This window comes from Halomonas sp. MCCC 1A11062 (genome assembly GCF_021404355.1).
Lineage (GTDB): Bacteria > Pseudomonadota > Gammaproteobacteria > Pseudomonadales > Halomonadaceae > Halomonas > Halomonas aerodenitrificans.
The window spans coordinates 1-21,220 of record NZ_JABFTW010000030.1 but is presented as its reverse complement, the minus strand read 5'-3'; the positions used below and the strand labels follow the sequence as shown (position 1 = coordinate 21,220).

Sequence of the window (21,220 nt, the reverse complement as noted above, 5' to 3'; positions counted from 1 at the left end):
CGTATCAACCCGACACCCTACCGCAAAGCCATGACCACGGCGAGCGCCGGGCGGCTCAGAACGGCCACACCAGCGGAATCAGCACGAGGGCGACGATCGCCGTCAGCACGTTGAGTAGGCCGCCCACGCGCAGGAAGTCGCCGAAGCGGTAGCCACCGGGGCCGTGCACCATCAAGTTGGTTTGATAGCCGATGGGCGTGAGGAAACTGGCCGAGGCGGCGAACATCACCGCCACTACGAAGGGCATGGGATTGACGCCAAGACTCTCGGCGCTGGCCATGACCACCGGGAAGGTGATCACCGCCGCCGCGTTGTTGGTCACAAGCTCGGTCAGCAACGCCACCAGCAGATAGGTGCCGATCAGCAGCAGCAAGGGGTTACCGTCGGCCACACCCAGTGCCAGCCCGGCCAGGGTGGCCGCCGCACCGGAACTCTCCAACGCCGCGCCCAGACCGAAGGAAGCGGCAATGGTGAGTAGTACCTGAGTATCGAGCCCGCGCTTGGCCGCCCCCACCGAGCAGCAGCCGGTGGCCAGCACCAGCACCGCGCCCAGCATGGCAGCGTTCATCATGCTCATCACGCCGAAGGTGGCGAGAGCCACCACCCCCGCCAGGATGCTCCAGGCCAGCCAGGCCTTCTCGTGCTTGGGACGCGCCTGGCCGTTGACCTGACTGATCAGCAGGAAGTCGCGCGACTGGCGGTGACGCTCGATGAAGGGCGGGCGTGCTTCCAGCAGCAACACGTCGGCGGGCTGCAGGCGCACCTGGCCGAGGTTGCCGGCCACTCGCTCGCCGCCCCGACACACCGCCAGCACCGCGGCGCCATACAGCGTGCGAAAGTGGCCGTCGCGAATGCGCTTGCCGACGAACTGGCACTGGTCGGAGACCACCGCCTCCACCAGCCGCCGCTCCTTGAAGTCTTTTTCAAGACTCGACTCGCCATGGCGCGACGGCATCAGACCGCGAATCTGCTGCAGTTCCACGGCGCCGTCGGAGGTGCCAGCAAAGACCAGCCGGTCGCCACCCTTGAGCCGTTCGCCCGGCCCTACCACGCTGACCACGTTGCCCTCGCGCTCGATCTCCACCAGAAACAGCTCGCAGAGGTGGCGCAGGCCGGCCTCTTCCACGGTGCGGTCTACCAAGGGGCCGTTCGGGTCGACCTCCATCTCGATGGTGAACTCGCGGGGATTCTCGAACGCCGACGCCGTACCACGACGCTCCGGCAGCAGGCGCGGCGCGATGACGATCAGATAGAGCGCTCCGATCAGGGCCACCGGCAGCCCCACCCAGGCAAGATCGAACAGCCCCATCGCCAGCCCAGGATAGCGCTCCACCAGCAGGCCATGCACCACCAGGTTGGTACTGGTGCCGATCAGCGTGACGGTGCCGCCCAGGATCGAGGCGAAACTGAGCGGCATCAGCAGCCGGTGCGCCGGCAGCTTCAGGCGTTGGCTCCAGCTGAGCACGGCGGGGATATAGGTAGCGACAACCGGAGTATTGTTGAGAAAGGCACTGAGGGCAGCGACCGGCACCACCAGCCTCACCAGCGCGCCACCCTCGCGACGAGGACGCCCCAGCACATGGCGAATGATCAAGTCGATACCGCCGGTCTCACGGATGCTAGCCACCAGCACGTACATGAAGGCCACGGTGAACAGACCGGTACTGGAGAAACCGCCCAAGGCCTGGCTCGGGTCGATGATGCCGAGCGTCAGCAGCAGGATGACCGCCCCCAGCAGAACGATGTCCGGGCCGAGGCGCGAAAAGGCCATCAAAGGGAAAACGGCCATGACCACGGCCAATGAGATCCAAGCATCCAGCGGCATGTGCGAGGGTTCCGTTCACAAAGGTGCTGAGCCATTGTGAAGGCTGCCGCATATTCTAAAAAGTTATTTTTAGAAATTCATTAATGCCAAAAATGCATATACCTTGCACACGAGAAACGCATGCACAGCAACGCAAAAGGCCCGCTTGCGCGGGCCTTTCGTCGCCACCGAGGTGGCACATCAACTCATGGTAAGCCGAAGCTTAGCCAATGACCTTGATGTTGGAAGCCTGAAGGCCTTTCTTGCCCTGAGTGACGTCGAAGGAGACCTTCTGACCGTCCTGCAGAGTCTTGAAGCCGTCAGCCTGGATCTCGGAGAAGTGAGCGAACAGGTCGTCACCGTTGTCGTCCGGAGAGATGAAGCCGAAGCCCTTGGTGTCGTTGAACCACTTGACAGTACCGGTAGCCATTATCGAATTCCTCTAATAGCATTGATTTTCCGGGAAATACCCGAGTTGCAGTGGGTAAAACAAGAAACTTTTCACCGGGAAATCAAGACGCCATGAGCGTTTCGATAACCACTTGCGATGTTCGACTTGCTAACCAACTGCACGCATCTTGCGCTCTTCGTCCCCACACGTCAAACACTATTTTGTGTAGGTGACGTTAATGTTACCTCGATTCGAGAATCCAGGCAGCCGCCTTCTCGGCGATCATCAGCGTCGGCGAATTGGTGTTGCCGCTGGTGATGGTGGGCATCACGCTGGCGTCCACCACCCGCAGTCCCTCGACGCCGCGCACCCGCAGATGCGAGTCCACCACTGCCATGGGGTCGTCGTCGCGGCCCATCTTGGCCGTGCCCACCGGATGGAAGATGGTGGTGCCGATATCGCCCGCCAGACGCGCCAGGTCTTCGTCGCTCTGGTACTGCACACCGGGCTTGACCTCTTCGGGACGGTACTTGGCGAACGCCGGTTGCTCGGCGATTCGCCGGGTGACCCGCAGCGAGTCTGCTGCCACGCGGCGATCCTCTTCGGTGCTGAGGTAGTTGGGCGCGATGGCCGGGGCCTGACGCGGGTCGCGACTCTTGATACGCACGCTGCCGCGGCTGGTGGGGTTGAGGTTGCACACGCTGGCGGTGATCGCCGGATAATCGTGCAGCGGCTGGCCGAAGGCCTCGAGGCTGAGCGGCTGGACGTGATACTCGATGTTGGGGTGTTCGTATTCGTCGCTGCTGCGGGTGAAGATGCACAGCTGCGAGGGGGCCATGCTCATCGGCCCGGTGCGGCGCAGCAGGTACTCCATGCCGATCTTCGCCTTGCCCAGCCAGGAGGCGGCCAGGGTGTTGAGGGTCTTGGCTCCGGTGACCTTGTAGACCGAGCGGATCTGCAGGTGATCCTGCAGGTTCTCCCCTACCCCGGGCAGCTCGTGAACCAGCGGAATGCCGTGCTCGGCCAGAAGGGCGGCCGGGCCGATGCCGGAAAGCTGCAGCAGCTGCGGCGAACCGATGGCGCCTGCGGCCAGGATCACTTCACGCTTCGCCTTCACCCGGCTGACGCTGCCGTTGCGTTCGAGTTCGACGCCGGTGGCGCGGGGCTTGCCGCTCTCATCGGTGTCGAACAGCAGGCGGTGCACCTGGGCGGAGTGCCACAGGGTGAAGTTGCTGCGTTTTTCGCACACCGGGCGCAGGAAGGCCTTGGCGGCGTTCCAGCGCCAGCCGTCGCGCTGGTTGACCTCGAAGTAGTCGACGCCCTCGTTGTCGCCGCGGTTGAAGTCCCGCGTGCGCGGAATGCCCGCCTCCACTGCCGCTTCGGCGAAGTCATCGAGCACCTCCCACTTGAGCCGCTGTTTCTCGACCCGCCACTCGCCGCCGTGGCCGTGATAGTCGCGGTGGGCGGCATCGGCATCGCCGCCCTCGTCCAGGCGGTAGTGGTCTTCGTGCTTCATGAAGTCCGGCAGGCAGTTCTCCCAGCGCCAGTCGTCGTCGCCCACCAGCTCGGCCCAGCCGTCGTAGTCTCGGGCCTGGCCGCGCAGATAGAGCATGCCGTTGATGCTGGAGCAGCCGCCCAGGGTCTTGCCGCGCGGGTAGATCAGCGAGCGGCCGTTGAGCCCCTTGTCCGGCTCGGTCTTGAAGCACCAGTCGGTGCGCGGGTTGTTGATGCAGTAGAGATAACCCACCGGGATGTGCACCCAGTGGTAGTTGTCGCGGCCGCCCGCTTCGATCAGCAGCACCCGGTTGGCCGGGTCGGCGCTGAGGCGGTTGGCCAGCAGGCAGCCAGCGGTACCGGCCCCCACTACGATGTAGTCGAATTCCTGCTCTGCCATGGCGTGCTCTCTCTCGGCATGCCACCGGCGCCCTTAGCCGACAGCAAAGCCTCTCTCTTATGTACGGCAGTTGATGCCCGTTCGAGGCTGATCCGAGGGGAAGACCTGCGAGGAGGCGCTGTGAACCCATCCCTGGGCGCTACATTTGCCCTGCGGCGCTCTCGCGTCCTGCTCCGCTTGCAGGGCCGGTGCTGGCCATCCATGGCCAGCCCGTTCGGAGCAGTGCTCCTCACCCCTGGCAAATGACCTCCTCTTCGGTCTCCCCTCGGCGCCTCTCACTGACGCCGTGCGTATCCGTCAGCAGGACTCACTTATGGGTCGGCATGGCGAACTCGGCGCCTGCGTTGATCGAGTCGGACCAGCGCTGCATGATCGACTTCTGCTTGGTGTAGAAGCGCACGCCCTCTTCGCCGTAGGCGTGGGTATCGCCGAACAGCGAGCGCTTCCAGCCACCGAAGCCGTGCCACGCCATGGGCACCGGAATCGGCACGTTGATGCCGACCATGCCGACCTGAATGCGACGGCCGAACTCGCGGGCCACGCTGCCGCTCTCGGTGAAGCAGCTCACGCCATTGCCGAACTCGTGGTCGTTGATCAGCTGGATGGCTGTGGCCACGTCGGGGACCCGCACGCAGGCCAACACCGGGCCGAAGATCTCTTCCTTATAGATGGTCATCTCCGGGGTGACGTGATCGAACAGCGAACCGCCCATCCAGAAGCCTTCGCCGCAGCCGTCGCCGGTGGTAGAGGCATCGAAGTCACGGCCGTCGACCACCAGTTCGGCGCCCTCGGCAACGCCCTTCTCGATGTAGCCGGTGATGCGCTGGTGAGCCTGGGCGGTGACGATGGGGCCCATCTCGGCGTCGAGCTCGAGGCCGTTCTTGACCTTGAGTGCGCGGGCACGCTCGGCCAGGCGCGGCACGACCTTGTCGGCCACGTCGCCCACCAGCACCGCCACACTGATCGCCATGCAGCGTTCGCCGGCGCTGCCGTAGGCGGCCCCGATCAGGGCGTCGACGGCCTTGTCGAGATCGGCGTCGGGCATCACCACCATGTGGTTCTTGGCACCGCCCAGGGCCTGGACGCGCTTGCCGTGGCGTGCGCCGTTCTCGTAGATCAGGTTGGCGATGGGGGTGGAGCCGACGAAAGAGAGCGCCTGCACGTCGGGATGCTCGATCAGCGCATCGACGGACTCCTTGTCGCCCTGCACCACGTTGAACACGCCGTCGGGCAGGCCGGCCTGCTTGAGCAGGTCGGCGATCAGCAGCGAGGCGCTAGGATCGGTGGGGCTGGGCTTGAGGATGAAGGTGTTGCCAGCGGCTATGGCCACCGGGAACATCCACATCGGCACCATGGCCGGGAAGTTGAACGGTGTGATACCGGCTACCACGCCCAGCGGCTGACGCACGGTCCAGTTGTCGATGCCGTTGCTCACCTGTTCGGTGAAGTCGCCCTTGAGCAGCTGCGGAATGCCGCAGGCGAACTCGACGATGTCGATGCCGCGGGCCACTTCGCCCTGGGCGTCGGTGAAGACCTTGCCGTGCTCCAGTGTAATGGCGCGGGCCAGCTCGTCCTTGTTGGCGTTGAGCAGCTCGAGGAACTTGAACAGCACCCGCGCGCGACGGATCGGCGGGGTATCGGCCCAGGCCGGGAAGGCGGCCTTGGCGGCGGCCACGGCGGTGTTTACGTCGGCACGGGAAGCCAGCGCCACCTGCCCCGTGACCTGACCGGTGGCCGGGTTGTAGACGCTCTGATGACGACCCGACTCGCCGGTCGTCATTTGTCCGGCGATATAATGGGCGATGGTGTTCTGAGTCATGGGTGCTTCCTCTTGTCGTAAGCTGCCCTCGGTTGGACGGCACGTCTTTCGGCACGTCCAGCGAACAGGCACACGGCTGTGACTGTCTAGACTACCGCGCCGAGAGCAAGGATCAATTGAGTAATTCAAAAGCCAGATATAAGCTTCTTTTATATCCTGACCGACTCTCCGCCATGCACGACCTACCCACGCTTCGCGCCTTCGTTACCGTGGCTCATGAGGGCAGCGTCTCCCGCGCCGCCGAGCGCCTGCATCTGACCCAGCCGGCAGTCAGCCTCAAGCTCAAGCAGCTGCAGGAAGCCCTGGGACTGACGCTGTTTCGCCGTCGCCCACAGGGCCTGGCGCTGACCGCCGACGGCCACGCCCTGTTGCCCGCGGCGGAGCGGGCACTGGCCGCCATGGCCGCCTTCGAGCAGAGCGCTCGCGCCCTGCACGGCACCCTGCGCGGCCGGCTGCGCATCGGCACCATCGTCGACCCCGAGTTCATTCGCCTCGGCGCCTTTCTGCATCGCCTGGTGGAGCGCGCACCGCAGCTGGAAACCGAGCTGCAGCACGGCATGAGCGGCAGCGTGCTGGAGTGGATTCGCCGCGACGAGCTCGATGTCGGCTTTTTCCTCGCGCCGCCCGGCGAAGGTCCCGGGCCGGACGCAGCGGATATCGGTCATCGCGAGCTGACCCACTTCCACTACCACGTAGTGGCCCCACCCGGCTGGGGCAGTCGGGTGGCCAGCAGCGACTGGAAGAGCCTGGCCGCCCAGCCGTGGATCGTCACACCGACGCTTTCGGCCCACCACCGCCTGCTGCGCGGCGCCCTCGACCCGCTCGGGGTGACGCCTCACGGCGTGGCCCAGGTGGATCAGGAAGCGTGCATGCTCGATCTGGTGCGCGCCGGCGTGGGCCTGAGCCTGGCCCGCGACGCCCTGGCGATGGCCGAGCGTCAGGAGCGCGGTCTGGTGGTGGTCGAGGGCGTCCGCCTGCCCTGCGCGCTGTGCTTCATCTGGCGGAGAGAGCGCAGTGAGGAACCTGCCGTGGCCGCAGCGCTGGAGGTGCTGAGCAGCGTGTGGGGCGAGAGTTAACGCCGAGCCACCACCTCAGGCTGTAGTCGTGCGGTTGTCGCTAGCACCGTCTCGACCTATGATGGGAACGTTCCCATTCATCGAGTCGCCTCATGCCACGTCGCGCCACCATCATCGAAGTCGCCCGTGAAGCCGGTGTTTCCAAGACCAGCGTATCGCGCTACTTCAGCGGCGAGCGCGATAAGCTGTCGCCGGCGCTGTGCGAGCGCATCGCCGCGGCCGCCCTGCGTCTCGATTATCGCCCCAACCAGATGGCCCGGGGCCTCAAGGGGGGCCGCTCGCGCCTGATCGGCATGCTGGTGGCGGACATTCGCAACCCCTTCTCAGTGGCAGTGATGCACGGCGTGGAGCGCGCGTGCCGCGAGCAGGGCCTGGCGCTGCTCGTATGCAACACCGATAACGACCCTGAGCTCGAACGCACGCACCTGGGGCTGATGGCCGCCTACCAGGTGGAAGGACTGATCATCAACGCGTCCGGCAGCCCCGACGCAGAGCTGCAAGCGTTGACCGATCAAGGCATGCCGCTGGTACTACTCGACCGCGAACTAGGCACCGTGCAGGCCGATCTGGTGGGGCTCGACAATGCAAAGGCCATCGATCTGGCTCTCGACCACCTCGCCGAGCAGGGTTACGGCGAGCTGCTATATCTCAGCGAGCCGCCCGAGCGGGCCAGTCCACGCCGTGAGCGCCTGACGCGCTTTCAAGACGGTCTGGCGGTTCGTCGTCTGACAGGCGAGGCTTACACGATGAACGGCAGCGACGATGAACTGGTGCGAGCCATCGAGGCCTTTCTCACGCGTTCAGCTCACAAGGGCTCGGGTGAAGTGCCGCGTGCCCTGCTGTGTGCCAACGGTGCGGTCACCCTGGCCGCCACCCGCGCCATGCAAAGGCTCGGCGCACGACTCGGCAAGACCGGGCTGATGGGCATCGACGAGCTCGACTGGTGCGCGCTGATCGATCCGGGCATCACCACCCTGGCGCAGCCCACCGAAGCGATTGGCCAGCAGGCCGTCGCCAGCCTTCTGGCCAAGCCCAACAGCCAGGCCGATGCCAAGGCCAGGCAGCATCGATTCGAACCCAAGCTGATAGCACGAGGCTCCACGCGTCTCACCGGCTGAACTCCCAACCCAACTGTTCCAGACTGACTGACAATCCTTGCCCACTCGAATGGTAACGTTCCCAAGAACAAGCGAGATACCCATGAGCCACTCAAGCCCAGTTTCAAGCCCGGTTTCAAGTAAAGAGCCTAGCCCCGAGATTCTCACCTTTGGCGAGGCGATGACCCTGTTCGTCGCCGACGCCCCTGGCCACCTGGCCGAGGTGGAGCACTTCCAGCGCCGGATTGCCGGCGCCGACACCAACGTGGCCATCGGCCTCGCCCGGCTGGGTTTCCATGTCGGCTGGCTGAGCCGCGTGGGAGCCGACAGCTTCGGCGACTTCATTCGCCACACCCTGGAAGCCGAAGGGCTGGACTGTCGTTATCTCGGCAGCGACCCCACCCACCCTACCGGTCTGATGTTCAAGGAGCGTGCCCTGGGTGGCGCCGACCCGCGAGTGGAGTACTTCCGCCGTGGCAGCGCTGCCAGCCACCTCTCGCTCACCGATGCCGCCGAGGTGGACTTCACCGCCCTGCGCCATCTGCACGCCACCGGCATCCCCCCGGCGCTGTCGCCCAGCGCCCGCGAACTCTCCCGGCACATGCTGACTCAGGCTCGCCAGGTCGGCGCCAGCATCTCGTTCGATCCCAACCTGCGTCCCAGCCTATGGAAGAGCGAGGCCGAGATGCGCGATACCCTCAATGACCTCGCCAGCCTCTCCAACTGGGTGCTGCCGGGGCTCGCCGAGGGGCGTCTGCTGACCGGTCAGGACACGCCCGAGGCCATCGCCGACTTCTATCTCGAACGCGGCGCCTCGGCGGTGATCATCAAGCTCGGCCCCCAAGGCAGCTTCTACCGCGGCAGTCTTGGCGGCGAGCTGGAGTCCTTCAGCGTGCCCGGCTTTGCGGTGGACGAAGTGGTAGATACGGTGGGCGCCGGCGACGGCTTCGCCGTGGGAGTGGTCAGCGCCCTGCTCGACCGCCGCTCCCCACGGGAGGCGGTGCGCCGCGGCAATCTGATCGGCTCGCTGGCGGTGCAGGTGATAGGCGACATGGAAGGCTTGCCGAGTCGCGAACAGCTGACCGAGCTCGAGGCCAGGCTGGACCAGGGCGCCTGATGGCGCCCTGAGAGGCAGGCAGCCCGGCTACGCTCAGCTCAGCAAGCGGCGTACCGCCAGCTCCACGCCGCGCAGCTCGGCGAGCCCCTTCATGCGACCGTAGAGCGGATAGCCGGGGCGGGTGTCGCGGCGCTGGTCGTCGAGAATATGGTGGCCGTGATCCGGCCGCAGCGGCAGCCGCGGGCCGCCCTCGCGCTCGCGGCGCCGCTCCTCCGCCACCAGCGCGGCGATCACCGCCACCATATCGACGTCGCCACCGAGATGATGCGCCTCGTGGAAGGTGCGCGGATCGGTGGCCTCGCGCCGGGTCGAGCGCAGGTGAGCGAAGTAGATGCGCGGGCCGAAGCGGCGCGCCATGGCGGCCAGGTCGATGTCGTCGCGCACGCCGTAGGAGCCGGTGCACAGGGTCAGGCCATTGGCCTCGCTCGGTGCGGCATCGAGCAGCCACTGGGCATCCTCGGGGGTGGAAACCACCCGCGGCAGACCGAACAGCGGACGCGGCGGGTCGTCGGGATGAATGGCGAGTCGCAAACCAGCCTCCTCAGCCACCGGCACGATGGCGTGCAGGAAGTGGCCGAGATTCTCGCGCAGGCGCTCGGCGTCGATGTCGGCATAGCCGTCCAGCGCCTCTTGGAAACGCGCCAGGGTGTAATGCTCCTCGGCCCCCGGCAGGCCGGCAATGACGGTATCGATCAGCGCCTCGCGCCCGGCGGCGTCGAGGCCGTCGAGGTAACGCCTGGCCTCGGCCCGTTCGGCCTCGCTGTACTCGGCCTCGACGCCTGGGCGCTTGAGCAGATAGAGATCAAAGGCGGCGAAGGCCGTCTGATCGAAGCGCAGCGCCAGGCCGCCGTCCGGCAGGCGCCAGGCCAGGTCGGTGCGGGTCCAGTCGAGCACCGGCATGAAGTTGTAGCAGACGAGGTCGATACCGCAGGCCGCCAGGTTGCGCAGGGTCTCCCGGTAGGCGGCAATATAGCGCTCACGCTCGGGCGCGCCCTGCTTGATCGCCTCGTGCACCGGCACGCTCTCAACCACCGACCAGGTCAGCCCCGCGGCTTCGATCTCTGCCTTGCGCTCGGCGATGGCTTCGATCGGCCAGGCCGTACCGTTGGGTATCTCGTGAAGCGCCGTAACGATGCCGGTGGCACCAGTCTGGCGAATCTCGTCGAGGGTGATCGGATCGCTGGGGCCGAACCAGCGCCAGGTGTGTTCCATGACCAATCTCTCCCTATCAGGTGGGGGCGTCGAGCCTTGCAAGCGCGGCGTCGAGGCCATACGTCGTCAGGCAGCGGTAGGCCGCTACCACCGCCCCCGTAAAGCCGGCGTGTTCGGCCAGCGCCGGTGGCACCACGGCGTCGAGCTCGAGAAAGGCCAGCACCAACGCTTCGACATCCTCGTCGTGGGCTTCGTGCAGCAGCCTGAAGGTGCCCGCCATGGGGTCGTCGACGGCATGGGCATTACCGTGCAGGTCGCTTCCGGCGGTATAGCGGATCCACGCCGCCAAACCGAGCGCGGTGCACGGTACCTCATCCCCCATTTCGAGCCGCGCCAGGGCGCCGTGCAGCCAGCGCTGGGGCAGCTTTTGCGAGCCGTCCATGGCGATCTGCTGCAGGCGATGACGCAGACTGTCGTTGGCGAAGCGCGCCAGCAAGGAGTCCGCGTAGCCCACCAGGTCGGTGCCCTCGGGCATCGCCAGGGTCGGCTCCGCCTCGCACAGCATGTAGCGACGCAGCAACGCCACCAGGTCGTCGCGGCTCACCGCATCGAACACTGTCTCGATGTCATCCAGCGCGCCCAGGTAGGCAAGCAGCGAGTGGCTGCCGTTGAGCATACGCAGCTTCATGGTCTCGAACGGCGCCACATCGGCGACCATCTCCACGCCCTCGGCCTCCCAGGCCGGTCGGCCGAGGGGGAAGTCATCCTCCACCACCCATTGAGTGAACGCCTCGCCCACCACGGCGTTGGGGTCCTCGACGCCCAGCTCGGCTAGGCGAACGAAATCGGCCGCGGTCATGGCCGGCACGATGCGGTCGACCATGCTGCAGGGAAACGCCACCTCGCGCCCGATCCAGGCGGCAAGCTCAGCGTCGCGACAGGCGGCGAGCTGCACCACCGCCGCCCGTGTGCGCTTGCCGTTGTTCGGCATATTGTCGCAGCACAGCACCGTGAACGGCGGGACGCCCGCGCTGCGCCGCCGGGCCAGGGCCTCGACCAGAATGCCCGGCGCGGTGCGCGGTGCCTGGGGTTGATCGATATCGTGAGCGATCAGCGGATCATCACGCAGCAGGCTGCCCTCGGCGGGGCTCAGGAAGTAGCCCTTCTCGGTCACCGTGAGAGTGACGATACGCGTCTCGGGCGAGGCCATGCGCGCCAGCAGCGACGCGAGATCGCGCCCCCACTCCCCCGCCAGGTCCCGGCCGGTGAACAGAGCCTGCTCGACCACGCCGATCTCGCGCAGGGTAACGGTATCGCGGTCGGCATATTCGGCCACGTGGTAGCGGCAGCCGGCGTCGCACAGGGCATCCACCAGCGCCACGCCGCCGCGCAGGTTGGCGCTGCAAACACCCCAGGCATCGTCGCCGCTGCGCTGCCGATAGCGCTCCAGGTAGACCGCCTGGTGGGCACGGTGGAAAGCCCCCAGCCCCAGGTGGACGATGCCGATGCGCCCGGTAGGCGCGGCGGCGGCGATACGTTTAACGTCGTTCATCTTGTCCCCATCAACAGGTCGGGAAGCCACAGCGAGATGGCCGGCACGTAGGCCACCAATAGCAGTACCAGAATATTGCAGACCAGGAACGGCAGGATGGCGCGAGCCACGGTGAGCATCTGCAGCTTGCCGATGCCCGAGACCACGAACAGGCACACCCCCACCGGCGGCGTGGTCAAGCCAATCATCAGGTTGAGCACCGCCATCACCGCGAAGTGCACCGGGTCCATGCCGATTCCGGTGGCCACACCCAGCAGCGCCGGGAACAGGATGATCAGCGCAGCGATGGTCTCCATGAAGGCGCCGACGAACAGCAGGATCAGGTTGAGAATCAGGATCACCACGATGGGGTTGTCGCTGATCGCCATGATCAGGGCGGCGATGGTCTGGGGGATCTGCTGGCTGGTGAGGATCCAGCCGAACAGGTTGGCCAGGCCCACCAGTAGCAGCAGCGCCGACGAGGTCAGCACGGTGTCGGTGAGAATCGCCGGCAGCTTGCGCCAGGTCAGCCCTTTGTAGACGTACATGCCCACCACCAGCGCATAGAGGCTGGCGACGATGGAAGCCTCGGTGGGAGTGAAGAAGCCACCGATGATGCCGTAGAGGATGATCACCGTCATCAGCAGCGCCCAGAAGGCGGTACGCCCCTCACGCAGCAGCTCGCGCAGGGTGGCACGGCGCCCCTTGGGGTAGCCGCGCTTCACCGCCAGCAGATAGACGGTGATCATCATCGCCATGCCCAACAGCAGGCCGGGCACGGCCCCGGCCAGGAACATGCGCCCCACCGAGACGCCCGCCAGCGAGCCGACGATGATCATCGGCACGCTGGGCGGGATGATCGGACCGATGGTCGACGAGGCGGCGGTAACCGCGGCGGCGAAGGGTTTGTCGTAGCCGGAGCGCGCCATGCCGGGGATCATCACCGAGCCGATGCTGGCGGCATCGGCCACCGCGGTGCCAGAGATGCCGCCGAAGATCATCGAGCCGCCGACGTTGGCCAGGCCGAGGCCACCACGGATATGACCGACCACGGCGTTGGAGAAGCGCACGATGTGCTCGGTGATGTTGCCCACGTTCATCAGGTTGCCGGCCAGCACGAAGCCGGGAATGCACAGCAGCACGAAGGTATCGATACCCGAGTACATGCGCTGCGGCACGATGGTCAGCGAGATACCTTCCAGCAGCAGGTAGGCGAGCGATGAGATGCCCAGCGCGAAGGCAATGGGCAGGCCCAGCACCAGCAGCAGCAGAAACACACCGAACAGCACCATCACTTCCATGACGCACCCTCCCGGTCGCCCTCGACGGACGGCCGCCATGCCGCCAGCACACCTTCGCAGAAGCCGATGACGCTGTAGAACAGCACCAGGGCGAACAGCACCACGGTGGAGAAGAAAATATAGAGCATGGGCACCCTCAGGGTGGGCGAGGTCTGCCAGGCGCCGTTCTGGGCGAACTGCCACGCCGCAGGCAGCACCATCAGGGCGAAGCCGCCGATCAGCAGACAGATCAGCGCCTGATAGGCGGCGCGTGCGCGCAGCCCCAGCAGGTGATGGAACAGCTCGACGTTGACGTGCCGGTGACGGCGTATCGCCACCCCGGCCGCCAGCGCCACCATATAGATGAAGAGATAGCGCGACAGCTCCTCGGTCCAGGACAGGGCGAACGGCAGAAACAGCCGGCCCGAGATCTGCAACAGCACGGTCGCGGCAATCCCGATCAGCGCCAGATTGGCGAGCAGCATGAACAGACGGTCCATCCAGCCGATGACACGACCCAAAAGCCCCTGAAAACCGGGCACGGCGGACAGCGCCTCGAGACTGGCCACGACCTCCTGGCCGTCACGCGCCGCTTCGTCCTCGTCGCGCTGTGGGGAAATATCCATAGGCGCTCCTCGCTGGGGGTTCGCCAAACCGGGTGAAATGGGCGGGTACGGGCCCCGTGAAATGTGGGCGGGCCTGGCCCGCCCGGTCGGTTCACAGGTTCTGGATGGCGTCGAACAGCTCACGCTGCTCGTCATTGAGGGCCGCTTCCACCGCCGGTCGCGCCTTCTCGGCGAAGGCTTCGGTGTCGACCTCGACGAACTCCATGCCGCGCTCCTGCAGGGCCTGCTCCAGGCGCTGCTGATCCTCCTCGAACAGCTCGGCCTGATAGACCTGCATCTCCTGGGCTGCCTCGCGCACGATCTGCTGCAGCTCCTCCGGCATGCTCTCGAGCCGGTTGCGGCCGATCACCACGTAGATCCAACTGCGCACGTGGCCGGTCAGGTTCACGTAGTCCTGCACCTCGTTGAAGCTGGCGCTCTCGATCAGGCTGAGCGGGTTCTCCTGGGCCTGGATGGTGTTCTGCTGCAGGGCGGTGAACACCTCGCTGAAGGCCATCGGCGTGGGACGTGCACCCAATGCCTCCCAGGTGCTGACGAACAGCGGCACGTTGGGCACCCGCAGGCGAATGCCGTCGAGGTCGTCGGGGTGACGGATCGGCCGGTTGGAGGTCAGCTCCCGCGGGCCGCGCTCGAACCAGGCCAGCGGCACCAGGTTGGCGCGCTCGGCGATCTGCGCCTCGATCTGTTCGCCGATCTCGCTTTCCACCGCCTGGCGCAGATGCTCGGCGTCGCGGAAGGCATAGGGCACCGCCATCATGGCCGCCTTGGGCGCCCAGTTCTGCAGGCTCTCGCCGGTGATGGTCATGTCGGCGGTGCCGAGCTGGATGCTGTTGATGAGATCCATCTCGTTGCCGAGCTGCTCGTTGGGATAGAGCAGCACCTCGATACGGCCGTCGGAGTTCTCCTCGACCAGCTCCTTGAAGCGTTCGGCGGCCTGATGCCAGATGTTCTGCTCATTGGCCAGGTGGCCGAAGCGCAGCGTGACCTCGGCAGCCAGCAGGGATTGGCTGCCGATGAGAGCCGCCCCGAGGACGGCGCCGGTGACGAGTCGTTTGAACATGGCGTTACTCCTTCTTCGTACTGGTTGTTATTGCTGTGTTGTTGTTGCTGTTATGGGGCATCGCGAGCTTGCGATGCCGCTGTCGCCTCGAGCTGGCTCAGGTACCGGTATCGGCACCGATACCGATCAGCACCTTGCGAGCCCTTTCGGGATGGTGATCGAGCATGTGGATGGCACCGGGCATGTCGTCGAAGGGCAGGCGATGGCTGACCAGCGCCAGCGGATCGAGACGCCCCGAGGCCATGCGCTCGAGCACCTCCGGAAACTTGCGGTTGTTGAGCCGCGAGCCGACCAGGGTCAGCTCCTTCTTGATCACCTCCAGTTGCACCAGGTCGCTGGGGGTGGGATTGAAACCGAGCAGGCCGATACGCCCCGCCGGCGAGGCGATGCGCAGCATCTGCGGCAGCAGCGCCGGCACGCAGGCGGCATCGGCGATCAGCGGCATGCCCTCGCCGCCGGTCAGCTCGCTCACCTCGACCTCGACATTCTCCTTGCCGTGCCAGATGCGCGTGGCGCCGAGCTCCCGGGCCGTGGCCAGGCGCTCCTCGATCAGGTCGATGACGGTGATGTCCTCGATGCCCAGGGCGCGAGCCATCTGCAAGATGGTCAGGCCGATCACCCCAGCACCGTAGATCAGCAGGCGGTCGCCGCGCAGCGGCTGCATCCGCTCCAGCACGTTGGCGGCGATGGAATAGGGCTCCACCAGCGCGCCGGCTTCCAGCCCCAGGCCCTCGGGCAGCAGGTGGATGTTGGCTGCCGGCACGTTGACCCACTCCTCGAAACCTCCGTCGCGGTGCACGCCGATCACCTGCAGCGCGCTGCACACGTTGGGGCGGCCGATGCGGCACGGGTAGCAGCGCCCGCAGCTGACCACCGGGTCGATGCACACCCGGGCGCCGATCTCGATGCCCTCGACGCCCTCGCCCAGCGCCTCGACCGTGCCGGCGAACTCGTGTCCGGTAATGCGCGGGAAGCGTACGAAGGCGTTGTCGCCATGGATGATGTGCATGTCGGAACCGCAGATCCCGGCGAAGGCCACCTTCACCAACACCTCGCCGGCAGCGGCACGGGGCGCCTTTGTCTCGACGACGGCATAGTCCAGCGGTGCGTTGACCTGAAAGGCTTTCATCGGTGCGCTCTCCTCACCAGTGCCAAAGCGTGCCGTCTTCCAGCCGGTTGACCGGCAGGCTGGCGCGCTTGTAGGGGTACTGCTTGGCCAGGGCCTCGTCGATGTCGACGCCGTGCCCAGGCGCCTCGCCGACCAGGAAGTGGCCATCCTCGAAGCGGTAGTCGTGGGGGAAGACGGCGTCGGTTTCCGCGGTGTGGGGCATGTGCTCCTGAATGCCGAAGTTGGGCACCCAGGTGTCGAAGTGGACCGCCGCGCCCAGGCACACCGGCGACAGGTCCGTCGGACCGTGGAAGCCGGTACGCACGTGGTAGAGCGAGGCCAGGTCGGCGATGCGCCGCACGTGGGTGATGCCTCCGCCGTGGGAGAGCGGCGTGCGGATGTAGTCGATCCACTGGTTCTCGAGCAGCTCGCGGTAGTCGTGGATCGAGTTGAACACCTCCCCCACCGCCAGCGGCGTGGTGGTGTGCTGGCGGATCAGGCGGAAGCTCTCCTGGTTCTCGGCCGGCACGCAGTCCTCGAGCCAGAACAGATGATAAGGCTCTACCGCCTTGCCCAGGCGCGCCGCCTCGATGGGCGTGAGCCGATGATGTACGTCGTGCAGCACGTGCAGCTCCTCGCCGAAGCGCTCGCGTACCGCGGCGAACAGCTTGGGCACGTGGTTGAGGTACTTCGCGGTGCTCCACACATGCTCGGCGGGCAGCTCGGAGTCCGCCGGTTCGTAGCGCTCGCCCTCACGCTTGGCCACGCCGTAGATCGTCGGGATGCCGGGCACGCCGGCCTGCACCCGTACGGCGCGATAGCCGAGCTTGACGTGCTTCTCCACCTCGGCCAGGCAGCCTTCGATGTCCTTGCCGGTGCAGTGGGCGTAGGTCATCACCCGCTCGCGGCTCCTGCCGCCGAGCAACTGATAGAGCGGCATACCCGCCGCCTTGGCCTTGATGTCCCACAGCGCCAGGTCCACCGCCGACACCGCCGCCATGGTCACCGGCCCCCGACGCCAGTAGGCGCCGCGGTAGAGGTAGTGCCAGATGTCCTCGATGCGACTGGCGTCGCGCCCGATCAGGGCGGGAATCACGTGCTCCTCGAGATAGGCCACCACCGCCATCTCACGGCCGTTCAGGGTGGCATCGCCGATGCCGTAGGTGCCCGACTCGGTGACGATCTTGAGGGTGACGAAGTTGCGCCCCGGCGAGGTGACGATCACATAGGCGTCGCTGATTTTCATGGTTGTTCCGTCGCAGTCATGGGGTGGTTGGCCGTTGTCGTTGTCCGTCGTTAGCGCTGGAAGAGGTAGCGCTGCACGTTGTCGTAGCACACCGCCCGCACCAGCTCGCCGATACGGTCGAGATCGTTCGGCAGCTCGCCGCGCTGCATCTGCGCCCCGAGCATCTGGCAGAAGATGCGGCGGAAGTAGTCGTGACGGGAGAACGACAAGAGGCTGCGCGAGTCGGTGAGCATGCCGACGAAGTGGCGCAGCAGGCCGAAGTTCATCTGCGTGACGAGCTGGCGCTCGATGCCGTCGCGCTGATCGTTGAACCACCAGGCGGCGCCGAACTGCAGCTTGCCGGGAATGCCGTCGCTGGCGAACGAGCCGACCAGGCTCGCCAGCATCTCGTTGTCGCGGGGGTTGAGGTTGTAGACCACGGTGCGCGGCAGCGCCCGCTCGCGGTCCAGCGCATCGAGAATCGCCGCCAGCGGCTCGGCGTAGGTGACGTCCCCTATCGCATCGAAGCCGCTGTTGGCACCTATCTCGGCCAGGCCGCGCCGACTCAGGCTGCGCAGCGCGCCGAGATGGAGCTGCATCACCCAGCCGCGGCGGGCATACTCGCGCCCCAGCCACAGCAGCAACGCGGTGGTGAAGGAAGCGCTCTCGTCGCTACTCAGCGTTCTGCCCTGGCGGCGACGCTCGATCAGCCGGTCGAGTTCGGCCGTGCTCGGCGGTGCGACGAACACCGGCCTCTCCAGGCTGTGGTCGGAGAGGCAGCAGCCGTGGGCGGCGAAGTGCTCGAGGCGCTGGTAGAGCGCCGCCAGCAGGTCGTCGTAGCCGCGAATAGTCACCCCGCTGGCACGCTCCAGCTCGCCGAGATAGTCGACGAAGCCGGCCTGCTCGATCTTGAGCACGGTATCGGCACGGAAGGTCGGCAACATGGCGGGGGCCGCCCCGCTCTCGGCATGGCGCCGGTGCAGCGCCAGATCGTCCACCGGATCGTCGGTGGTGCAGACGGTGCGCACGTCGAAGCGCTCGAGGATGCCCTGGGCGCTAAGCTGTGGGGTGGCCAGCCGATCGCGTGCGGTTGCCCAGATCTCCTCGGCGGTGGCCGGCGAGAGCAGCGTGTTCTCGATGCCCAGCGGATGGCGCAGCTCCAGGTGGGTCCAGTGGTAGAGCGGGTTGCCGAGGCAGTGGGGCACCGTTTCGGCCCAGGCCTGGAAGCGCTCGCGGTCGCTCGCCTCGCCGGTGATGCGCTGCTCGTCGATGCCGGCGATGCGCATCGCCCGCCACTTGTAATGGTCGCCCTTGAGCCACAGTTCGGTGAGGTTGTCGAACTGCACGTTGCCGGCGATCTCTTGCGGGCTCAGGTGCGAGTGGTAGTCGCAGATCGGCATGGCCGCGGCATGCTCGTGGTAGAGCCGGCGTGCCGGCTCGTTCTCGAGCAGGAAATCCGGCCCCATGAAGGCGATCTTGTCGGTGAAGGCCATTGAACCCTCCATAGTTATCGCTCGCTCATGCTCAGCCCATCAGCCAGTTGGGCAGGAACAGCACGATGTCGGGGAAGAAGATGATGCCGAGCACCACCACGAACACCGCCAGGGCGAAGGGCAGCAGCTCGCGGCTGTAGTCGAAGAAGGAGCAGCGCAGGATGCCGCACACGGTGTACATCGAGATGCCCACTGGCGGCGTCATGCCGCCGAAGGTCACCAGTGTCATCATCAGCAGGCCGAAGTGCACCGGATCGATGCCGGCGGCCTTGATCACCGGCACCAGGATCGGCGTGAGCAGCATCACTACCACGGTGGCCTCGAGCAGCATGCCGAGCAGTACCAGCAGCACGGCCAGGGTCAGCAGCAGCGCGGTGGGACTGGCGAAGACGCCCAGGGTCAGCTCGGCGATGGTCTGCGGCACCCGCTCGAAGGAGACCACGTAGCCGATGATCCCCGAGAACATGATGATCAGCATGATCATGCCGATGTCGCGCACGCTGGCGTGCATCGCCGTGAGAACGTCGCGCAGGCCCATCTCGCGGTGGATCACGCAGCCCACCAGCAGTGCATAGGCCACGGCGAAGGCCCCCGCTTCGGTGGGCGTGAACAGGCCATAGCGGATACCCACCAGCAGCCATACCGGGAACAGCAGTGCCCAGATACTGCTGCGCGCGGCGGCGAGCGCCTCGCGCCCGCTCGGCAGCTTTTCGCGTACCGGTGCGTAGCCGCGCCGCTTGGCGACGAAAAAGGTCGTCACCATCAGCGCCACCATCAGCAGGAAGCCGGGCACCACGCCGGCGATGAACAGCCGGCCGATGGAGACCTCGCCCAGGTAACCGTAGAGGATCAGGCCGATGCTCGGCGGAATGGTGGCGGTGATCAGCCCGCCGATGGCCAGCACCGCGCCGGAGAAACCCGGGGTGTAGCCCTCCTGGATCATGCCCTTGCCCAGCACCCGCGACTGCATCGCGGCATCGGCCACCGCCGAACCGGACACGCCGCCCATCAGGGTGCTGAGCACGATGCTGGCCTGGGCCAGACCACCGCTCATCCAGCCGGCCAGCAGCGTGGAGAGCCGAATCAGCCGCGGGGTGATGCCGCTTGCGTTCATCAGGTGGCCGATGAAGATGAACAGCGGCACCGCCAGCAGCGGGAACGACTGGGTTGCCGAGACGATGCGCTGCACCCCGATGTTGGTCGGCAGGAAGGTCTCGGGCAGGAAGAAGTAGGTGAACCCGGCAATGCCGATGGCGAAGGCCACGGGCATGCCGATGGCCATCAGCAGCAGCCCCAGGCCCAGCAGTAGCGCGGCGGTCATGGACGCTGCTCCACGATCTCGGCGTCCGGCGCCAGGCTCATCACGATGCCCTTGGCCGCCACGCGGCGCAGCAGCGAGACGATCATCAGGCTGGCCCCCACCGGCAGCGCCAGGGTGATGTAGCCGTAGCTCAGCCCGGCCACGCCCATGGGGCGCTGCCAGTTGGATAACGCCAGGGGAAAGCCGTAGCGCACCAGCAAGGCGAGAAAGCCCAGCATCAGCACCAGGCACAGCCCGGTGACCAGGCGCTGCAAGGGCAGCGGCAGCCTGATGGCCAGGGCGTCGATGCGTACCTGGCCGCCGTGGCGCAGGGTGATGTCGGCCCCCAGCACGGCGGTCCAGATGAACAGCAATTGGGCCAGTTCGGCTCCCCCGGCGAAGGGTTGGCCGATGGCGCGAGCCGTGGAACTCGCCAGCAACGTGAGGGACGTCGCGCCCAGCAGCACAACGGCGAGCCAGGCCTCGAGTCGGTCGTACCAGTACCACATGTCGAAGGTCCTCGGAGCCGGAGTGCCTCCGGCCGATTCCATGGAACGGCGTGCAAGTCGACCGCCCCTTGCCGCCGAGGCGACAAGGGGCGTCAGGCTCACTCTCCGGCGGTCAGCTGGTCGCGATACTGGCCGTAGCCGAGTTCGTCGTAGACGCCGCCGACGCGCTCGCGGAACAGCTCGACGTCCACCTCAGTGAAGGTTACCCCTTCCGCTTCCATGCGCTCGCGCACGGCATTCTGGGCATCGGCGGTGGCTTGGCTGGCCTCTTCACCGGCGCTCTGCAGCTCCTCGTCGAGAATCGTGCGCAGTTCCTCGGGCAGCGACTGATACCACTGCTCGGAGGTGGCGATGCCGGTCATCAGGTGGATATGGCCGGTCAGCGCAATGTGGGTGATCACCTCGTGCAGGTTCTGGCCCTCGGCGGCGGTGAGCTGCGCCTCGGCGCCATCGATCGCCCCGAGCTGCAGCGCGGAGTAGACCTCCGACCAGGGCAGCGGCGTGGGCGTGGCGCCCATCGACTCAATGGTACGCAGCCACACCGGCGAGTTGATGGTGCGCACACGCACGCCGCGCAGGTCCTCGGGCGCCTCGACCAGCTTCTTGGTCAGCATGTGACCCTGAATTCAAGTAATAAGCGCAGCACCTGCGGTGTTGAGGGCTCCTGAGTATTCACCCAAAAACACCTGTGCCGGTGTCCGATAACCGAGCCGCTTTCGGGGACGGTCATTCAACTTT

At 66.3% G+C, this 21,220-nt stretch carries 18 protein-coding genes; 3 read left to right on the top strand and 15 right to left on the bottom strand.

Going from position 1 to position 21,220, the window contains the following annotated elements; all coding sequences use genetic code 11:
• Window positions 1-55: 55 nt before the first annotated feature.
• The 4 genes from HOP58_RS20670 to HOP58_RS20655 form a co-directional block, all read right to left on the bottom strand.
• Window positions 56-1,825, bottom strand: a complete 1,770-nt coding sequence (locus HOP58_RS20670; protein ID WP_010629500.1) for an SLC13 family permease — start codon at window positions 1,823-1,825, stop codon at window positions 56-58.
• Between the two features lie 202 nt (window positions 1,826-2,027).
• On the bottom strand, window positions 2,028-2,234 hold the full coding sequence (locus HOP58_RS20665) for a cold-shock protein (protein ID WP_010629501.1): 207 nt from the start codon (window positions 2,232-2,234) through the stop codon (window positions 2,028-2,030).
• A gap of 202 nt (window positions 2,235-2,436) precedes the next feature.
• A complete protein-coding gene (locus tag HOP58_RS20660; protein ID WP_010629502.1) occupies window positions 2,437-4,089 on the bottom strand; it encodes a GMC family oxidoreductase N-terminal domain-containing protein in 1,653 nt (550 codons plus the stop codon).
• Between the two features lie 307 nt (window positions 4,090-4,396).
• The gene (locus HOP58_RS20655) at window positions 4,397-5,908 is read right to left on the bottom strand and encodes a CoA-acylating methylmalonate-semialdehyde dehydrogenase (RefSeq protein WP_010629503.1); all 1,512 of its coding nucleotides are present in this window, start codon (window positions 5,906-5,908) and stop codon (window positions 4,397-4,399) included.
• 173 nt (window positions 5,909-6,081) lie between these two features.
• On the opposite strand from HOP58_RS20655, the gene HOP58_RS20650 reads away from it, so the two are divergent.
• The 3 genes from HOP58_RS20650 (at window position 6,082) to HOP58_RS20640 (ending at window position 9,198) form a co-directional block, all read left to right on the top strand.
• Window positions 6,082-6,984 (top strand): LysR family transcriptional regulator, encoded by a 903-nt coding sequence (locus tag HOP58_RS20650; protein ID WP_234252884.1) that lies wholly within the window; start codon window positions 6,082-6,084, stop codon window positions 6,982-6,984.
• Window positions 6,985-7,076: 92 nt separating this feature from the next.
• Entirely contained in the window at window positions 7,077-8,102 is a 1,026-nt protein-coding gene (locus tag HOP58_RS20645) for a LacI family DNA-binding transcriptional regulator (protein ID WP_234261455.1), read from the top strand.
• An 82-nt stretch (window positions 8,103-8,184) separates the two neighbouring features.
• Complete coding sequence (locus HOP58_RS20640) at window positions 8,185-9,198, top strand: sugar kinase (RefSeq protein ID WP_267963538.1); 1,014 nt, start codon at window positions 8,185-8,187, stop codon at window positions 9,196-9,198.
• 33 nt (window positions 9,199-9,231) lie between these two features.
• Here the strand turns inward: HOP58_RS20640 and uxuA are convergent, their stop codons facing one another.
• The 11 genes from uxuA to dctP all read right to left on the bottom strand — a co-directional run bounded on the left by uxuA (window position 9,232) and on the right by dctP (window position 21,096).
• Window positions 9,232-10,410 (bottom strand): mannonate dehydratase, encoded by a 1,179-nt coding sequence (gene uxuA, locus HOP58_RS20635; protein ID WP_234261451.1) that lies wholly within the window; start codon window positions 10,408-10,410, stop codon window positions 9,232-9,234.
• Window positions 10,411-10,426: 16 nt separating this feature from the next.
• Window positions 10,427-11,902 carry a mannitol dehydrogenase family protein gene (locus HOP58_RS20630; RefSeq protein ID WP_010629508.1) on the bottom strand — a complete coding sequence of 492 codons (1,476 nt, stop codon included), beginning with the start codon at window positions 11,900-11,902 and terminating at the stop codon, window positions 10,427-10,429.
• The gene (locus tag HOP58_RS20625; RefSeq protein WP_234261449.1) at window positions 11,899-13,182 is read right to left on the bottom strand and encodes a TRAP transporter large permease; all 1,284 of its coding nucleotides are present in this window, start codon (window positions 13,180-13,182) and stop codon (window positions 11,899-11,901) included. The genes HOP58_RS20630 and HOP58_RS20625 overlap by 4 nt, the downstream gene beginning before the upstream one ends.
• Window positions 13,173-13,787, bottom strand: coding sequence for a TRAP transporter small permease (locus HOP58_RS20620; protein ID WP_234261448.1), 615 nt, complete (start codon window positions 13,785-13,787; stop codon window positions 13,173-13,175). The genes HOP58_RS20625 and HOP58_RS20620 overlap by 10 nt, the downstream gene beginning before the upstream one ends.
• 91 nt (window positions 13,788-13,878) lie before the next feature.
• Entirely contained in the window at window positions 13,879-14,847 is a 969-nt protein-coding gene (locus HOP58_RS20615; protein ID WP_234238473.1) for a TRAP transporter substrate-binding protein, read from the bottom strand.
• Window positions 14,848-14,944: 97 nt separating this feature from the next.
• Window positions 14,945-15,976: a zinc-binding alcohol dehydrogenase family protein gene (locus HOP58_RS20610; RefSeq protein ID WP_234261447.1), complete on the bottom strand. Its 1,032-nt coding sequence runs from the start codon at window positions 15,974-15,976 to the stop codon at window positions 14,945-14,947.
• 13 nt (window positions 15,977-15,989) lie between these two features.
• Window positions 15,990-17,201, bottom strand: coding sequence for a D-mannonate dehydratase ManD (gene manD / locus HOP58_RS20605; RefSeq protein WP_234252877.1), 1,212 nt, complete (start codon window positions 17,199-17,201; stop codon window positions 15,990-15,992).
• A gap of 50 nt (window positions 17,202-17,251) precedes the next feature.
• Complete coding sequence (gene uxaC / locus HOP58_RS20600; protein WP_234261446.1) at window positions 17,252-18,673, bottom strand: glucuronate isomerase; 1,422 nt, start codon at window positions 18,671-18,673, stop codon at window positions 17,252-17,254.
• Window positions 18,674-18,704: 31 nt separating this feature from the next.
• Entirely contained in the window at window positions 18,705-19,994 is a 1,290-nt protein-coding gene (locus tag HOP58_RS20595) for a TRAP transporter large permease (protein ID WP_234261445.1), read from the bottom strand.
• The gene (locus HOP58_RS20590) at window positions 19,991-20,482 is read right to left on the bottom strand and encodes a TRAP transporter small permease subunit (RefSeq protein ID WP_234261444.1); all 492 of its coding nucleotides are present in this window, start codon (window positions 20,480-20,482) and stop codon (window positions 19,991-19,993) included. Before HOP58_RS20590 ends, HOP58_RS20595 begins: the two co-directional genes overlap by 4 nt.
• Window positions 20,483-20,580: 98 nt before the next feature.
• Entirely contained in the window at window positions 20,581-21,096 is a 516-nt protein-coding gene (gene dctP, locus HOP58_RS20585) for a TRAP transporter substrate-binding protein DctP (RefSeq protein WP_234261425.1), read from the bottom strand.
• Window positions 21,097-21,220 lie beyond the last annotated feature (124 nt).

Coding starts and splice junctions, on each gene's coding strand:
- HOP58_RS20670 (WP_010629500.1), bottom strand. CDS start 1,825: ATGCCGCTGGATGCTTGGATCTCATTGGCCGTGGTCATGGCCGTTTTC.
- HOP58_RS20665 (WP_010629501.1), bottom strand. CDS start 2,234: ATGGCTACCGGTACTGTCAAGTGGTTCAACGACACCAAGGGCTTCGGC.
- HOP58_RS20660 (WP_010629502.1), bottom strand. CDS start 4,089: ATGGCAGAGCAGGAATTCGACTACATCGTAGTGGGGGCCGGTACCGCT.
- HOP58_RS20655 (WP_010629503.1), bottom strand. CDS start 5,908: ATGACTCAGAACACCATCGCCCATTATATCGCCGGACAAATGACGACC.
- HOP58_RS20650 (WP_234252884.1), top strand. CDS start 6,082: ATGCACGACCTACCCACGCTTCGCGCCTTCGTTACCGTGGCTCATGAG.
- HOP58_RS20645 (WP_234261455.1), top strand. CDS start 7,077: ATGCCACGTCGCGCCACCATCATCGAAGTCGCCCGTGAAGCCGGTGTT.
- HOP58_RS20640 (WP_267963538.1), top strand. CDS start 8,185: ATGAGCCACTCAAGCCCAGTTTCAAGCCCGGTTTCAAGTAAAGAGCCT.
- uxuA (WP_234261451.1), bottom strand. CDS start 10,410: ATGGAACACACCTGGCGCTGGTTCGGCCCCAGCGATCCGATCACCCTC.
- HOP58_RS20630 (WP_010629508.1), bottom strand. CDS start 11,902: ATGAACGACGTTAAACGTATCGCCGCCGCCGCGCCTACCGGGCGCATC.
- HOP58_RS20625 (WP_234261449.1), bottom strand. CDS start 13,182: ATGGAAGTGATGGTGCTGTTCGGTGTGTTTCTGCTGCTGCTGGTGCTG.
- HOP58_RS20620 (WP_234261448.1), bottom strand. CDS start 13,787: ATGGATATTTCCCCACAGCGCGACGAGGACGAAGCGGCGCGTGACGGC.
- HOP58_RS20615 (WP_234238473.1), bottom strand. CDS start 14,847: ATGTTCAAACGACTCGTCACCGGCGCCGTCCTCGGGGCGGCTCTCATC.
- HOP58_RS20610 (WP_234261447.1), bottom strand. CDS start 15,976: ATGAAAGCCTTTCAGGTCAACGCACCGCTGGACTATGCCGTCGTCGAG.
- manD (WP_234252877.1), bottom strand. CDS start 17,201: ATGAAAATCAGCGACGCCTATGTGATCGTCACCTCGCCGGGGCGCAAC.
- uxaC (WP_234261446.1), bottom strand. CDS start 18,673: ATGGCCTTCACCGACAAGATCGCCTTCATGGGGCCGGATTTCCTGCTC.
- HOP58_RS20595 (WP_234261445.1), bottom strand. CDS start 19,994: ATGACCGCCGCGCTACTGCTGGGCCTGGGGCTGCTGCTGATGGCCATC.
- HOP58_RS20590 (WP_234261444.1), bottom strand. CDS start 20,482: ATGTGGTACTGGTACGACCGACTCGAGGCCTGGCTCGCCGTTGTGCTG.
- dctP (WP_234261425.1), bottom strand. CDS start 21,096: ATGCTGACCAAGAAGCTGGTCGAGGCGCCCGAGGACCTGCGCGGCGTG.